This is a genomic window from Rhodococcus mengyinensis, from assembly GCF_048381435.1.
In the GTDB taxonomy this organism is placed as follows: Bacteria; Actinomycetota; Actinomycetes; order Mycobacteriales; family Mycobacteriaceae; genus Rhodococcus_F; species Rhodococcus_F opacus_D.
In genome coordinates, this window is the sequence record NZ_JBLWIT010000106.1 from 14,388 (window position 1) to 28,222 (window position 13,835).

General features: G+C 65.9%; 12 protein-coding genes and 3 pseudogenes. 9 read left to right on the plus strand and 6 right to left on the minus strand.

The window, feature by feature from the left end; all coding sequences use genetic code 11:
* Positions 1-26 precede the first annotated feature (26 nt).
* Together ACNJ7E_RS22260 and ACNJ7E_RS22265 are read right to left on the minus strand one after the other, a co-directional pair.
* A complete protein-coding gene (locus tag ACNJ7E_RS22260) occupies positions 27-518 on the minus strand; it encodes a hypothetical protein (RefSeq protein WP_418340977.1) in 492 nt (163 codons plus the stop codon).
* Positions 519-578: 60 nt separating this feature from the next.
* On the minus strand, positions 579-944 hold the full coding sequence (locus tag ACNJ7E_RS22265; protein WP_280779392.1) for an HNH endonuclease: 366 nt from the start codon (positions 942-944) through the stop codon (positions 579-581).
* A gap of 352 nt (positions 945-1,296) precedes the next feature.
* Between ACNJ7E_RS22265 and ACNJ7E_RS22270 the strand changes: the two are divergent.
* Both ACNJ7E_RS22270 and ACNJ7E_RS22275 read left to right on the plus strand, forming a co-directional pair.
* Positions 1,297-1,509, plus strand: a pseudogene (locus tag ACNJ7E_RS22270) (acyl-CoA dehydrogenase family protein); the annotation flags it as partial.
* A 16-nt stretch (positions 1,510-1,525) separates the two neighbouring features.
* Positions 1,526-1,798, plus strand: a complete 273-nt coding sequence (locus ACNJ7E_RS22275) for a WhiB family transcriptional regulator (protein WP_418340984.1) — start codon at positions 1,526-1,528, stop codon at positions 1,796-1,798.
* A gap of 189 nt (positions 1,799-1,987) precedes the next feature.
* Here ACNJ7E_RS22275 and ACNJ7E_RS22280 read toward each other — a convergent pair whose 3' ends face one another.
* Positions 1,988-2,926 (minus strand): AraC family transcriptional regulator, encoded by a 939-nt coding sequence (locus tag ACNJ7E_RS22280; RefSeq protein ID WP_280779393.1) that lies wholly within the window; start codon positions 2,924-2,926, stop codon positions 1,988-1,990.
* 234 nt (positions 2,927-3,160) lie between these two features.
* On the opposite strand from ACNJ7E_RS22280, the gene ACNJ7E_RS22285 reads away from it, so the two are divergent.
* The 7 genes and pseudogenes from ACNJ7E_RS22285 to ACNJ7E_RS22315 all read left to right on the plus strand — a co-directional run bounded on the left by ACNJ7E_RS22285 (position 3,161) and on the right by ACNJ7E_RS22315 (position 12,011).
* Positions 3,161-3,727, plus strand: coding sequence for a flavin reductase family protein (locus ACNJ7E_RS22285; RefSeq protein ID WP_133985723.1), 567 nt, complete (start codon positions 3,161-3,163; stop codon positions 3,725-3,727).
* A gap of 54 nt (positions 3,728-3,781) precedes the next feature.
* On the plus strand, positions 3,782-5,401 hold the full coding sequence (locus ACNJ7E_RS22290) for a 4-hydroxyphenylacetate 3-hydroxylase family protein (protein WP_418340978.1): 1,620 nt from the start codon (positions 3,782-3,784) through the stop codon (positions 5,399-5,401).
* 414 nt (positions 5,402-5,815) lie between these two features.
* Positions 5,816-6,188 (plus strand): annotated as a pseudogene (locus ACNJ7E_RS22295) (hypothetical protein).
* A gap of 40 nt (positions 6,189-6,228) precedes the next feature.
* Positions 6,229-6,654 (plus strand): 2Fe-2S iron-sulfur cluster-binding protein, encoded by a 426-nt coding sequence (locus tag ACNJ7E_RS22300; RefSeq protein WP_418340979.1) that lies wholly within the window; start codon positions 6,229-6,231, stop codon positions 6,652-6,654.
* A gap of 14 nt (positions 6,655-6,668) precedes the next feature.
* Positions 6,669-7,583 (plus strand): catechol 2,3-dioxygenase, encoded by a 915-nt coding sequence (locus ACNJ7E_RS22305; protein WP_317570320.1) that lies wholly within the window; start codon positions 6,669-6,671, stop codon positions 7,581-7,583.
* 82 nt (positions 7,584-7,665) lie between these two features.
* Complete coding sequence (locus ACNJ7E_RS22310) at positions 7,666-8,499, plus strand: alpha/beta fold hydrolase (RefSeq protein ID WP_418340980.1); 834 nt, start codon at positions 7,666-7,668, stop codon at positions 8,497-8,499.
* A gap of 134 nt (positions 8,500-8,633) precedes the next feature.
* Complete coding sequence (locus tag ACNJ7E_RS22315; protein WP_418340981.1) at positions 8,634-12,011, plus strand: protein kinase domain-containing protein; 3,378 nt, start codon at positions 8,634-8,636, stop codon at positions 12,009-12,011.
* A gap of 123 nt (positions 12,012-12,134) precedes the next feature.
* On the opposite strand, the gene ACNJ7E_RS22320 is transcribed toward ACNJ7E_RS22315, so the two are convergent.
* From ACNJ7E_RS22320 to ACNJ7E_RS22330, 3 genes and pseudogenes are all read right to left on the minus strand, one after another.
* A complete protein-coding gene (locus tag ACNJ7E_RS22320; RefSeq protein ID WP_418340982.1) occupies positions 12,135-12,854 on the minus strand; it encodes a maleylpyruvate isomerase family mycothiol-dependent enzyme in 720 nt (239 codons plus the stop codon).
* 11 nt (positions 12,855-12,865) lie between these two features.
* Complete coding sequence (locus tag ACNJ7E_RS22325; protein ID WP_418340983.1) at positions 12,866-13,693, minus strand: fumarylacetoacetate hydrolase family protein; 828 nt, start codon at positions 13,691-13,693, stop codon at positions 12,866-12,868.
* A 7-nt stretch (positions 13,694-13,700) separates the two neighbouring features.
* A pseudogene (locus ACNJ7E_RS22330) lies at positions 13,701-13,835 on the minus strand (cupin domain-containing protein); the annotation flags it as partial.

Consider the following 13,835-nt stretch of genomic DNA (forward strand, 5'->3'; position numbering starts at 1 on the left):
AACCGCTCCCGACCAGGTGTCCCTACCTATGTGGTGGTGACGTCCGGTGGGTCGGGAAGGTCGACCGCGAGAACGAAGTCGAGCCAGATGAGTGCGTCGGCCAGGGTTTCCGCGCGCATGGTGAGGTCGAATTGCTGTTCGGCGGCGGTGAGCGACCGCTGCACCTCTTCGTGATCCTCGGCGAGGAAGGCCGACACCGTCCGCAGCACCCACCGCGCCGATGCCGGCAGGGCATCGACGTCGACGTACCCGCCGTCCGTGAAGCGCAGGTCGAGGATGAACCTCTCTCCCGGGCCTGCGGCGCCCAGGCGCGCGATCACCACTCCGACGATGGAATCGACAACCCAGGCGAGCAGATCGCCGTAGAGCGACCGCTCTCCGACGGGGTGCGGTTCGGCGGACACTCGGGATATCTCGCACGAGAACCGGGCGGCGTCGCGGTCTCCGACCAGTTTCATCAGGCGACCACCGAGAGCAGCGGCCGTCGAGCCGGCGGGGCGGCCTGCGTTCGATCCCATACTGGAGAGTGCCCGGCCCAGGGCGCAGCCACACAGGCCGCCATCACTGTCTCGCGCACATCACCGGCCGCTCCGGCAGCGCCGCAGTTGGCCGGACAGGTACCGCTTGGCGCGGCGATGCCCACCCACGTGGTCGAGTTCGACGTCCAACGCGTTCAGGAGGGTCGCGAGCAGGCTTGCCTGCGGGGCCCAACCGTGTCGGCTTCGGCATTGCGCGAGCCAGTCGACCGGACCGGTGTGGCCGCGGTCCGCATTGCAGCGCGGGCAGGCGGCGGCCTCGTTGGCCGCGATGCTGGGCCCGCCCTTCAGTCGTGGCACGAGGTGTTCGGTGGTCGGGGGAATCAACGGTCCGAAACGACGACCGCACCACAGGCATCGTCCGCCCTGCCGGTCGACGGCGAGGGCGAGTCTGGCGGTGCGGTCCACCCGTCGATCGTGACCGATCCGCCCGCCGATGGCCAGTGCTCCGCCGCGCTGCCGAGGAGCGCGGCTGTCGCCGCACGACGGGGAGTCATCGCGGGCGGCGACGATGTTGTACGTGTCATGTGTTTCTCCTGAAACAGACTCGGTGGTGGCACGGAGGGGGCCGAGGACGTGTGTGCCCCTCGGCGGCAGATCGGAGACATTGTGATGGGCGCCACGGCGTGTGGATCAAACGTAAGAGCTTGTTCCAGCGCACTTGTGTTCCGCTTTGGAACACCACGACACCTGGGTAGTTGACCGATCGTGGAAGCACCCACCACGCCGCAGTTCGTATTTCGATTTTCCGGAGACAACCGTGACCGCCACCGTGACCCGTGATCCGAGCACCGAGTTGGGCGACGACGACTTCCGCGACATCCTCTCCCACACGAGGGCGTTCGTACGCAACGTAGTGGTGCCGCGTGAGCAGGAGATCGACGAGACCGACGCGATCCCCGCCGAGATCCGAGCCGCGGCCAAGGGCATGGGCCTGTTCGGGTTCGCCATCCCCCAGCAGTGTGACGGTCTCGTCACGCATGCCCGAAATGCAGCAGGTGGGCAGAGATGAGCGAACCGACCGTGCAAAATCTCGCCGCTCGCAGCGACGACGTAACTCCCGTGCCGCGTGCCGTGATGCCGAACTGGCAGTGTTCTTTTCGCCCGACGACGAACGTGGCCACGCCCGCGACCGGCGTGAAACGCAGGCGCGGCAGATTTGCCGGCCCTGCCCCGTGCTCGCACAGTGCCGCGATCACGCTCTCGTGGTGAGCGAAACCTACGGTGTTTGGGGTGGCATGACCGAAGGGGATCGGCGATAGCGCGGCCGCCGCTCCCGACGCGGTGAGCGCCGGCCGCTCGAATCCGTGCACGCGCGAATTGTTGTCGACTTTCCTCGTTCGCACACCGGTGGGGCGTCGAGGGGCCGCCGCTCCCGGTGATGTCACGCCGACCCGGAAAGTGCTATGCCGACACCGGAATCACTCTTGTCCGGCTGCTGTGGTGCCTGCTCAGTTCGTGAGGGTCTGAGAGGGGGGCACCCCGTACTTGCGCCGGTATTCTGCCGCGAAGCGCCCCGGATGGGTGATACCCCAACGGAATATGATGTCCAGGACCGTAGTTGGTGGCGCCGATACGATCAGGTCCGTGTGTGCGCATTCTATCCTGACGTCGTGCAGGTAGGCGAAAGGCGTCATCCCGACGTACTCGCGGAATGCCTGTTGCAGTCTCCGCACGCTGACTCCCGCTATCTCGGCCATGTCTCCTGGTGTCCACGCTCGGGCGGGATCATCGTGAATCGCTGTGAGAACCCGCTTTACGACGCGGGGACGGTCGGTGAACCGCCCGGGTTCCTCGTCGGGCACCGCTGCGAGAACGAAACCTGTCGTGATGGCCCCGGACAATTGGTCGAGCATCAAGTTGTTACGCAACAGGTTGTCGTTGGACTCGATCTGGTCGTAGGTCGAACGCAGGAATTTCAGCCAACTCTGCGCGGTGTCGCTGCGGAGATCGAGCTGCAGGGGTAGTCGTCGTCCGGGCCGGTCCAGAATGCGGTCCATTTCGCGTCGCAAATAGTCTTCGTCGATCTTGAATCCGATCAGGCGGCATTCCGCGTTCCAGTGTGGGATGACCGTGCGAACATTCGGTGGGCATGCGGTGGCCTGCCCTACAGCGGAGACGACTTCGGTGCGCTCGATCACCGACTTCATCTCGCCGCTGACCGGGATGTTGATGCCGTAGGCACCGGGGTGTTCCGACACCACGGTGACCTCACCGCCGAGCGCCATGTGCGTGATGCGACATGATCCGAGATCGACGCTTCCCAGTGACGCATGGGGTTTGGCTCCGGCAGCCAGTGGCCTCATCACATGCGGGAAGTACGCATCAGCGACCGCTTCGTGGACGTGGTGCCAGTCCTCGAAGGGTGGGGTATCGCCAGTGTTCTCCACGAGAGTCGTACCAACCTCTCCAGCGCGGCCCAGGATGATGCCGCGTATGACAACGTCGCTTCTAGTGAGTTATATCACCAGGAAAGCCTCGCCGGGTCCGCGATTTCCTCGTTGCGTTGGGTGGATAGCCCCTTCGCTGAGTGGATCGCCAGCCCTGTGACCCCAGTCATACCTTGGGTTCGTACCCCGAAGTCGAGTCGACTCGGCCAAGCGAACGAAAGCAGGTGGCCACGCATGGACGCACGCACACTACGTGACATTTTCGGGCAGTTCGCCAGCGGCGTCACCGTCATTACCTGCAGAAATGCCGACGGTGAGCCCCACGGCGCGACGGTCACCGCGTTTACCTCGGTATCGCTCGAACCCGCGCTGTGCCAGGTGACGCTCACCCGCAAGTCGAAGGCGTGCGGGTTCCTCAGTGACGCGCCGTTCGCGGTGAACATCCTCGGCGCCGATCAGGTGGACACCGCGATGCACTTCGCCGGACGTCCGCAAGTACCCGGCCCGGTGTGGGCTGACGGGCCGACCGCTCCCTTGCTCTGCGGGGCTGCCACCACACTGTCCTGCACACCGTGGGCGCAATACGACGGCGGTGACCACATCATCTTCATCGGCGAGATCGTCGACGTGACCACCAGCAATGACGACCCACTGTTGTTCTACCGCAGCAAGTTCCACAACCTCGGCAGCTCCTCCGCCGGCTCCGCGTGGAACGGGTCGATGGACGACCCACACAGCGGCTGGTTCGACGCGACCACCTCCTTCACACCACTTCACCTCATGGCGGGGCAACCGGCGTAGTCCGCACAACTCCCCACCACTGCCCCACAGCTCGAACGTATCGAAGGGAACACCATGACCACCACTGCCCCTGTCACTGACGTGGCCTCCACCGACCCGACCCAGGTCAATCCGGCGGCGGACGCACCCGTCAACCAAACCCAGACCTATGCCACGCGGCCGATGACCGGCGACGAGTACATCGAGTCGATCACCGACGACCGCGAGATCTGGTTGCACGGCGAGCGGGTCAAAGACCACTCCAACCACCCGGCATTTCGCAACTCGGTTCGGATGATCGCCCGGTTGTACGACAACCTGCACACCGGTGAGCACGTCGACACCCTCACCTGTCCGACCGACACCGGCAACGGCGGTGTGACGATGCCCTTCTTCCGTACCGCCAAAACCACCGAAGACGTTCTCGCCGACCGCGACGCGATCGCCACCTGGGCACGGATGACATATGGCTGGATGGGCCGCTCCCCCGACTACAAGGCCTCGTTCCTCGGGACGCTGCACACCAACAAGGAGCTGTACTCGCCGTTCCAGGCCAACGCCGAACGCTGGTACCGCGAGTCCCAGGAGAAGGTCCTGTACTGGAACCACGCCATCGTCAACCCCCCGGTCGACCGGCAACTCCCGCCGGATGAGGTCGGCGATGTGTTCATGAAGGTGGAGAAGGAGACCGACTCGGGCCTGATCGTGTCGGGTGCCAAGGTCGTCGCCACCGGGTCGGCGATCACCAACTACAACTTCATTGCCCACTACGGCCTCCCGATCAAGAAGAAGGAATTCTCGCTGATCTGCACGGTGCCCATGGGGGCGCCGGGGGTGAAGTTGATCTCGCGGGCTTCCTACGCGCAGAACGCAGCGATCACCGGAACACCGTTCGACTACCCGCTGTCGAGCCGCTTCGACGAAAACGATGCCATCCTCGTCTTCGACAAGGTGCTGGTGCCCTGGGAGAACGTCTTCATGTACGGGGCCGTCGACAAGATCAACACCTTCTTCCCGCAGTCCGGCTTCCTCCCGCGCGCAATGCTGCAGGGGTGCACCCGGCTCGCGGTCAAGCTCGACTTCATCGCCGGTCTGCTGATGAAGGCCCTCGACTGCACCGGTGCTGGCGGCTTCCGCGGCGTGCAGACCCGCGTCGGCGAAGTCATCGGCTGGCGGAACCTGTTCTGGTCGCTGACCGAATCGATGGCACGGGACCCGGAACAGTGGATCGGCGACACCGTGATCCCCAAGCTCGAATACGGCCTGACCTACCGGATGTTCATGATGCAGGGATACCCCCGGATCAAGGAGATCATCGAACAGGACGTCGCCTCCGGGCTGATCTACCTCCCGTCCTCCGCGGCCGACTTCAAGTCGACGGAAATCCGACCGTACCTCGACAAGTACGTACGCGGCTCGGACGGAATCCCGGCAGTAGACCGTGTGAAGGTCATGAAGGCACTGTGGGATTCGATCGGCAGCGAGTTCGGGGGGCGCCACGAGCTGTACGAGCGCAACTACTCCGGGAACCACGAGAACGTGAAGGCGGAGTTGCTGTTCGGTGCGCAGGCCACCGGCGTCGTGTCCGGCATGAAAGGCCTGGCAGAGCAGTTCATGAGCGAGTACGACCTCGACGGCTGGACCGTCCCGGACCTCATCGGCAACGACGACGTGTCCTACTTCAGCCGCAAGTAGCACCGGAGAACACCGGCGGCACGGGGTCTTCTCAACCGGCACGGGCTGTGTCCCGTGAGGAGAAGGCCCACCACCCTCCTGCACCGCATCGGGCTCGCCCGCCGTGCCCTACCAACCGAAACACTGATCGAGGTGCTCCAATGACCGACGAGGATCTGTCGCAGGACGCGAAGTCGCTGATCGCAGCCTACGGTGACCGCAGTCCCATCCCACCCCTCACCGACACGTATCCCGGGTTGACCGTCGAAGCGGCCTATGACATCCAGCTTCGGCAGGCCGCGCAGTGGACCGCCGAGGGACGGGTGATCCGCGGCGACAAGGTCGGCCTGACCTCGACGGTGATGCAACGACAGCGGCTTCCTCATGCTCTCGCACCGCACCACACCGGAGAACCTTGCCCAGCAGGGGCGCATCATGGCCGACGCGGGATGCCAGTGCGTCTACGTCGTCGACTCCGCCGGCGCGCTACTGCCGGATCGTATCGCCGATCGTGTGGCGGCGCTGGTGACCGAACTCGGGGACGACGCTCAGGTCGGGGCACGCCCACCAGAATCTGTCACTCGGAATCGCCAACTCCCTCGCCGGGTACCACGCCGGTGCCCGGCAGATCGACGGAACACTGTGCGCGCTCGGTGACGGTGCCGGAAACTCGCCGACGGAAATACTGGTGACCGCCTTCGAGCGGCTCGGTGTGCCGACCGGCGTCGACACCGACGCGATCCTCGCGGTCGCCGAGGACGTCGCTAGACCGTTCATACCCAGACTCCCAGTGGCCGAACGTAATTAGATCATCCAAGGCAAATACGGCAACCAGTTAGGAGGCCCCAGTGGAAAGTCCCCAGGGCGGCGACGGCGGCGCCATGAACCTCGACGACGACCACGTCGTCACTGTCCTGCCGAACCAGCTCCGCATCGGCGTTCGAGCACGCGAAACGATCGTCGACGCACTGCGCCGTCAGGGCTACCGCACTCGATACAAGTGCCGGCGCGGTGGTTGCGGAGCCTGCCGGGCGACATTGCTCGAAGGGCAGATCACCTACGTCGCCCAGGTCAGTGCGCCCGTCATCGACGGTGCCGACAACGACACCGCACCCGATACACAGAAGTTCTTGCCGTGCAGAGCAACTCCGAAGTCCGACGTGATCTTCGAACTCGGGCCGCGGGACCGCCTCGACAACGTCCTGGCCGGACTCGGTGGGACCCGGCCGCGTAAGACGCAACCACACCCCACCCCTAACTCGACGAAACACTAGGAAAGGTACCCATCATGTCCGTGATGCGACTGGGCTACGTCCACATCAATGTGACCGATCTAGCCGAATCCAAAAAGCACTACATCGAGACCCTCGGCATGGACGCCGTCCACGAAGAGGACGGCACCGTCTACCTCAAGTCCTGGGACGAGGCCGATCACCACTCGGTCGTCCTCACCGAGGGCGGCGTGGGATTGGTCAAACTGGGCTACAAGGTCTCCGACGAAGCGTCACTCGCCGACATCGAGCAACGCGTCCGCGCGTTCGGGGCGTCCTACGAGCGAATGAGCAAAGGAGACAACCAATCCGTCGGCGACGGTTTACGAATCACTCTGCCGTCCGAACACACCTTGGAGCTCTACAGCGACATCGAATACGTAGGCACCGCGACTGGATTGTGGAACCCGGACCCGTGGCCGCGCGACGGAATCCGCGGCATCGGGGTACCCCGCCTCGATCACACGCTGATCACCACCGAAGACCCGGTTCTCCTCGAGCGCTTTTTCTCCGAGGTGCTCGACTTCCGGCCGGCGGAACGACTGGTGGGCGGCGAGGACAACACCGAACTCGTGGCGTCCTGGATGTTCTGCGGCGACCAACCACACGACATCGCCTTCGTGCAGGGCGAGAACGGCAAACTGCACCACTTCGCGTACCACATCGCCGACTGGTCAGCCCTCCTCCACGCCGGAGACATCTTCTCGATGCACGACGTACCGATCGACTTCGGTCCCGCCCGGCACGGCATCACGCGCGGCGAAACGATCTACTTCTTCGACCCTGCAGGCAACCGCAACGAGGTCTTCTCCGGGGGATACCGAACCGGCAAGGACTTCCGCACCATCACCTGGACCATGGACCAGGCCGCCCGCGGCATCAACTTCACTCATCGTGAACTCGACCAGGACTTCCTCACCGTCGTCACCTGACGCGTTCCGCGGCACTCTCGACACCCACGGGCGCCGAGCCCGCCCGCTCCCTCCACCCGACCATTTTCCTCGAGGAGCCACCATGACGACCTCAGTCGAACACAGCCCAGAAATCGCCAAGACCATCGTGGTCAACGGAATTGCGACGAACTACCACGACCAGGGCGACGGCGCACCGGTCGTGCTGATCCACGGATCAGGACCCGGTGTCACGGCGTGGGCGAACTGGCGCACAACGATCCCGGTTCTCGCCGAGAACTTCCGGGTCATCGCCCCCGACATCCTCGGATTCGGATATACCGAACGCCCTGACGGAGTCGAGTACAACTCCGCCACGTGGACCGACCACCTCATCGGTTTCCTCGACGCCCTCGGACTCGACAGAGTTTCCATCGTCGGCAACAGCTTCGGAGGCTCACTCGCCCTGCGCATCGCGACCGAGCACCCCGAACGTGTCGACCGCCTCGTGCTGATGGGAAGTGTCGGGGTGCCCTTCGAGATCACCGACGGACTCGACGCCGTCTGGGGCTTCGAGCCCTCGCTACCCGGCATGCGCGAGTTGCTCGACATATTCGCTTACGACCGCTCACTGGTCAATGACGAGCTCGCCGAACTCCGACTCGCCGCCGCAACCCGCCCCGGTGTGCAGGAAGCGTTCAGCGCGATGTTCCCCGCCCCCCGGCAGCAGGGCGTCGACGAGATGGCCGTCGATGAAACCTTGATCGCCGGCTTGGAGAACGAAACCCTTATCGTGCACGGACGCGATGATCAGGTCATTCCCCTCTCGAACTCGCTTCGTCTGCTCGAACTCATCACGAACTCGCAGCTGCACGTGTTCGGGCGCTGCGGTCATTGGGTGCAAATCGAGCATTCAACCCGTTTCAGCAAGCTCGTAGCCGAGTTCCTCGCCGAATAGCGGGCGGGCGGAACACCCACCGCGGTCGGTACCCCTGGTGTCCGTGCGGGGATACGCTGGGATCACTGTCCGCGACGACGGGATGACTCGAGCCGGCCACCGGTGGGGTGACGCCGACCGGGATGGGGCGTGCGATGGCCGAATTCGATCCGCTTGCCGCCCAGCGCGACAACGCCGGGGACATAACGGCAGAGCTGGAGGCCGCCGGATTCACCGACCTCGAAGAAATCGGCCGCGGAGGGTTCGGCGTCGTCTACCGATGCCGTCAGCCGCATTTGGACCGCACGGTTGCGGTCAAGGTGCTTGCCGCGGACCCGGCTCCAGATGGCCTGGAGCGCTTCCTGCGCGAGCAGCGGGCGATGGGCCGACTGTCCGGGCACCCCCACATCGTCACCGTTCTGCAGGTGGGCACCACCCCGGCGGGCCGACCGTACCTCGTGATGCCGTATCACCGGTACGGGTCGCTCGACGCCACGATCCGGCGCACCGGCCCCCTGAACTGGGCCGATACGCTGAATCTGGGGATGGCGTTGGCCGGGGCGCTCGAGGCCGCACACCAGGCCGGGGTCGTGCACCGCGACGTGAAACCGGCGAACATCTTGCTGACCGAATACGGCGACGCGCAGTTGGCCGATTTCGGGATCGCCCGAATTTCCGGGGGCTTCGAGACCGGTACCGGTGTGATCACCGGTTCGCCCGCGTTCACCGCCCCCGAGGTCCTCGCCGGGCAGAGCCCCACCCCGGCATCGGACATCTACAGCCTGGGCGCGAGCTTGTTCTGCGCGCTTACCGGGCACGCCGCGTTCGAACGCCGCAGCGGCGAGCAACTCGTCGCCCAGTTCGTGCGGATCACCACCGAGCCGGTGCCGGATCTGCGGGATCCGGCCATTCCCGATGCGGTGACGGCGGTGATCGGACACGCCATGGCCGCAGAACCCACGGCTCGGCCACGCACGGCGGCGGAGTTCGGCGACGAGCTGCGCGACGCTCGGACCCGGGCCGGAGCGCACGCCGACGACGACCCGCCTCTCGCAGGCACGCAACGGACCCGGCTTGCGCCGCCGACTCCGGCGTCGAAGTTCCGGCCGCCCACCGCGCCGAAGGCCCTGGTGCGCCGGGCACGGCTGCTCGACTCCTTGCGGGCGGCGAGGCGGCGTCGGCTGGTGCTCATCCATGCGCCCGCCGGGTACGGCAAGTCCACCCTCGCAGCCCAGTGGCGTGAAGTGCTCGCCGCCGGAGGCACGGCGGTGGCGTGGCTCTCCGTCGACAACGACGACAACAACCTCGTGTGGTTTCTCGCGCACCTGATCGAGGCGATCCGGCGTGTGCAGCCCACTCTGGGTCACGATCTCGGTCAGGTACTCGAGGACCGCGGCGACGACGCCGACCGCTACGTGCTGACCTCACTGGTCGACGAGGTCCACGACCGGGGCCTGCCGGTGGCGGTCGTGATCGACGACTGGCACCGGATTACCGATTCCGCGACCCTCGCCGCTATGGGCTACCTGCTCGACAACGGCTGCCACCACCTTCAGCTCATCGTCACCAGCCGGACCCGATCCGGACTGCCGCTCGGTCGAATGAAGGTTCGCGACGAACTGGTCGAGGTCACCGCCGCGGACCTGCGGTTCGATCTCGACGAATCCACCCGATTTCTCGTCGACGTGAACGGACTCGCACTGGCCGACTCCGAGCTCGCGGCGCTGACCCGCTCCACCGACGGATGGGTCGCCGCTCTGCAGCTCGCATCCCTGTCGCTCCGCGGCAGGCCCGGAGCACGAGAATTGATCGCCCACCTGTCCGGCCGACATCACGCCATCGGCGAGTTCCTGGCCGAGAATGTGCTGAACGCACTCGAACCCGAACTTCTCGACTTCCTGATGGCCACTTCGGTTCCGGAACGAATCTGCGGCGACCTCGCGGGGATCCTTGCCGATACGACCCGGGGGCAAGCGCTGCTCGAGGAGGTCGAAGAGCGGGATCTGTTCCTGCGCAGCCTCGACGATGACCGCGACTGGTTCCGCTATCACCATCTGTTCGCCGAGTTTCTCCGACGCCGGCTCGAGCGCGACGCACCCGAGCAGCTCGCACGGTTGCACCGGAAAGCGTCGGACTGGTTCGCCGACCACCACGCTCTCGGCGAGGCGGTCGATCATGCACTGGCCGCCGGCGACGACGACCGCGCCGTGGACCTGATCGAGTCGCACGCGATGAGCTTGATCGAAAGTTCGAAGATGGGCACGGTCCTCGCTCTGGTCGCGAAACTGCCCGCAGCGCTCGCACAGAACCGGGCCCGGCTCCAGATGATCGTGGCATGGGCCAACGTCCTGCTGCACCGACTCGAGCCGATGCAGGCCGCCCTGACGCGGGTCGAGGCCGCCCTCGACGGGGACACTCTGACCGAAGCGCAGACGATTGATCTGCGCGTGGAGGCAGCCGTCATCGCCGACGTCGGACGGTGCCACGCCGACACCATCGACGAGGCCGGCGAGCAGGTCCGCGAATGCCTTGAACGACCGGACACCTTGCCGCCCTTCGTCGTCGCCGCAGCAGCCGACGTCACCTCCTTCGCGGACATCTGCAGCTTCGAGTTCGACGCCGCCCGTCGCAGGCAGGACTGGGCGCGGCGCTACCACCAGCAGACCCGCGGCCCACACTTCGGGATGATCGGGCACTGTTTCGCCGGCATCGCCGCTAACGAACTCCTCGACATCACCGCCGCCGAGAGCCACTTCCGGGCCGCCCGGAACCTCGCCGTTGCCTCCGTCGGAGTCCACTCGTATGCCGCACAGCTGTCCGGTGCCCTGCTCGGTGACCTGCTGTACCAGCAGGGCACGATCGATGAGGCCGAGCGCCTTCTCGATGCCAGTTACCGCCTCGGCGCCGAGGGCGGCGTCGTCGATTTCATGCTCGCCAGTTACGGCACCGGCGCCCGGATCAAAGTCTTGCGCGGGGACATGCCCGCGGCCGTGCAGCGGTTGGACGAGGGCGCCGACACCGCCCGGAAGTTGTCACTGCCGCGGCTCGCCGCGCGGATCGACAACGAACGGATTCGCTGCGGAGTGGATCCGGGCATCGAATTCCGCACTCGGACAGAGCGATCGACGTCACAACACCAGCCTGCCGAGATCGGCACGCGAACAATCGAAATCGACGAGGATTCCCAGATCCGGCTGCTCCTGACCGCACACGCCTACGACGAATCCTGTGCCCGGGTGGAAGCGGTGGTACGGGCACTCGAAACAGCGCGGCGACCGCGGGCCCTCCTCGAGGCCAGGATGCTGTACGCCCGGTGCCTGGCAGCCGCGGGAAGGGTCGCGGACGCGAAACAGGTCCTCATTCCCGTTGCCGCCGACTGTGCCGAATACGGACTGCCCCGCCTGGTGGCCGACGGCGGCGAACCCGTCACCGGACTCCTCACCGACATCGCCGACGATCAACGCCACGGCCGCTGGCAGCCCGAATGGCCGTCCATCCCAGCGCCCTTCCTTGCTCAGACGTGCCCGTCCTAGTTGGTGCGGGGCATGGCGTTGTAGACACCGAGCGGAGTATGAACTGAACGAAGCGGACGGCCCGGCCTTCATGCGTCAGGCCGGGCTCTGACCGCTCAACCTCGCGCAGGATCGGCCGCCCGCTTACAGCCAGTGCGGTGGCTGTTTCAGATCCCCTTCGATTCCTACGCCGACGGTGCCGCGTCCGGCGGCCCACCGCACGACCGCGGCGAGGGGTCCGGATACCTTCTCGGCGGGCGGTGAATCCGGCTGCACCGCAGCCGGTTCACCTCCGTCGACCGCGAGTATCAGGCCGGCGCCGAGGTCCTTCTTCTGCCACATCCCGACGATGTCGGTGAGCAGCGACTCGAGGACCACGTCGGGGAAGTCGCCGAACCGGCCGCCGTTGTCGAGGTCGACGGCGTGGATCCACACCTCGCGGGTGCGCATCCACGCCGTCTCCGACACCGGCACCAGACGGCCCTGCGCGGTGCGGACCTGCGCATCCCACGCCGAGGCGGGCAGGTGACGCCACTTCTCGTCCAGCCGGGCCACGGTGTGGTCGAACAGGTTCCGCAACGCCGCCGCCGACAGGGTGGCACCCTCGGCGATCTCCCGGCCCCGCTGCTCCGCCGACGCATACATCGGGGTCTCCACGCCCGACGCCGCCCAGTCCAGCAACCGGCACAACGCGGCCGCGTTATAGCCGACGTGCACCACCAGGTGTCGCCGCGACCACCCCGCCAACCCGGTCGGCTCGGACAGCTGCTCGTCGGACAGCTCGGCCAGGCGCTGCGCGAAGTACGCGGTGCCGCGGCGCGCGATCAGCAACCGCTCGGCCAGGGGAAGATCGTGGAAACCCACCGGGTGCACCCCTACTTGACGATCGTCGTGTTGCGGACGGTGCCCAGGCCCTCGATGGTGACCTCGACGGTCTGCCCGTCCTGAATGTAGAGACCGGGCTTACGCGCGTGCCCCACCCCGCCCGGGGTGCCGGTGATCACCACGTCACCGGGCTGCAACGTCACGATGTGCGAGATGTACTCCACCAGCCTGGCCGGGGTGAACACCAGATCGTCGGTGGTGGTGGACTGCACCACCTGCCCCTCCAATTTCGTGACCAGGGTGCCGCCGAACGTGTACGAGTCGGTGGTCGTCAGGAACGGCCCGAAACCGCTGGTCTTCTCGAACGTCTTGCCCTGATCCCACTGCAGCGTCCGGTACTGGTAGTCGCGCATCGTGTAGTCGTTCATCACCGAATACCCGGCGATGTACTGCTCGGCGTCGGCCTCGGGCACCTGGTACGCCTGCCTGCCGACGACGAACGCCAACTCCCCCTCCCAATCCAACTGGGCGGCGGCATACGACGGGACGATCACGTCGTCGTACGGGCCGGTCAACGCTTCCTTGAATTTCGCGAACAGGGTCGGGTACTGCGGCAGGTCGCGGCCCATCTCCTGGATGTGGTTGGCGTAGTTCAAACCGACGCAGATGATCTTCCCCGGGTGCGGGACCACCGGGGCGTAATCCGCGCCGTCGAGGCTCACGACGTCACCGGACGCGTTCTGCGCGACGGTTTTCCAGTCCGGGTCGGTCAGCAGGGCGGACAGGTCCGGGTACCCGTCGATGATCGTGGCGGTGGTGTCGGAATCGACGCGGACGGCGACGGTGGCGCCGGCGCGGCGCAGGGTGGCAAGCTTCATGGGATTTTCAGGCTCCTTCGGAGATGTACGTGCGGGCAAAGTGCAGGCGCTCGACGATGGGGGCGTCGGAGAACGCGAACAGGTCGAACTCGGTGTCGGCCTCGATCGACCACTCCGTCCAGGACGGGACGACGATCATGTC

Bases quoted from the DNA above. Each gene is read 5' to 3' on its own strand.
- ACNJ7E_RS22285 (WP_133985723.1), top strand. From the start codon at position 3,161: ATGGACGCACGCACACTACGTGACATTTTCGGGCAGTTCGCCAGCGGC.
- ACNJ7E_RS22290 (WP_418340978.1), top strand. From the start codon at position 3,782: ATGACCACCACTGCCCCTGTCACTGACGTGGCCTCCACCGACCCGACC.
- ACNJ7E_RS22305 (WP_317570320.1), top strand. From the start codon at position 6,669: ATGTCCGTGATGCGACTGGGCTACGTCCACATCAATGTGACCGATCTA.
- ACNJ7E_RS22310 (WP_418340980.1), top strand. From the start codon at position 7,666: ATGACGACCTCAGTCGAACACAGCCCAGAAATCGCCAAGACCATCGTG.
- ACNJ7E_RS22275 (WP_418340984.1), top strand. From the start codon at position 1,526: ATGCAGCAGGTGGGCAGAGATGAGCGAACCGACCGTGCAAAATCTCGC.
- ACNJ7E_RS22315 (WP_418340981.1), top strand. From the start codon at position 8,634: ATGGCCGAATTCGATCCGCTTGCCGCCCAGCGCGACAACGCCGGGGAC.
- ACNJ7E_RS22325 (WP_418340983.1), bottom strand. From the start codon at position 13,693: ATGAAGCTTGCCACCCTGCGCCGCGCCGGCGCCACCGTCGCCGTCCGC.
- ACNJ7E_RS22260 (WP_418340977.1), bottom strand. From the start codon at position 518: ATGGGATCGAACGCAGGCCGCCCCGCCGGCTCGACGGCCGCTGCTCTC.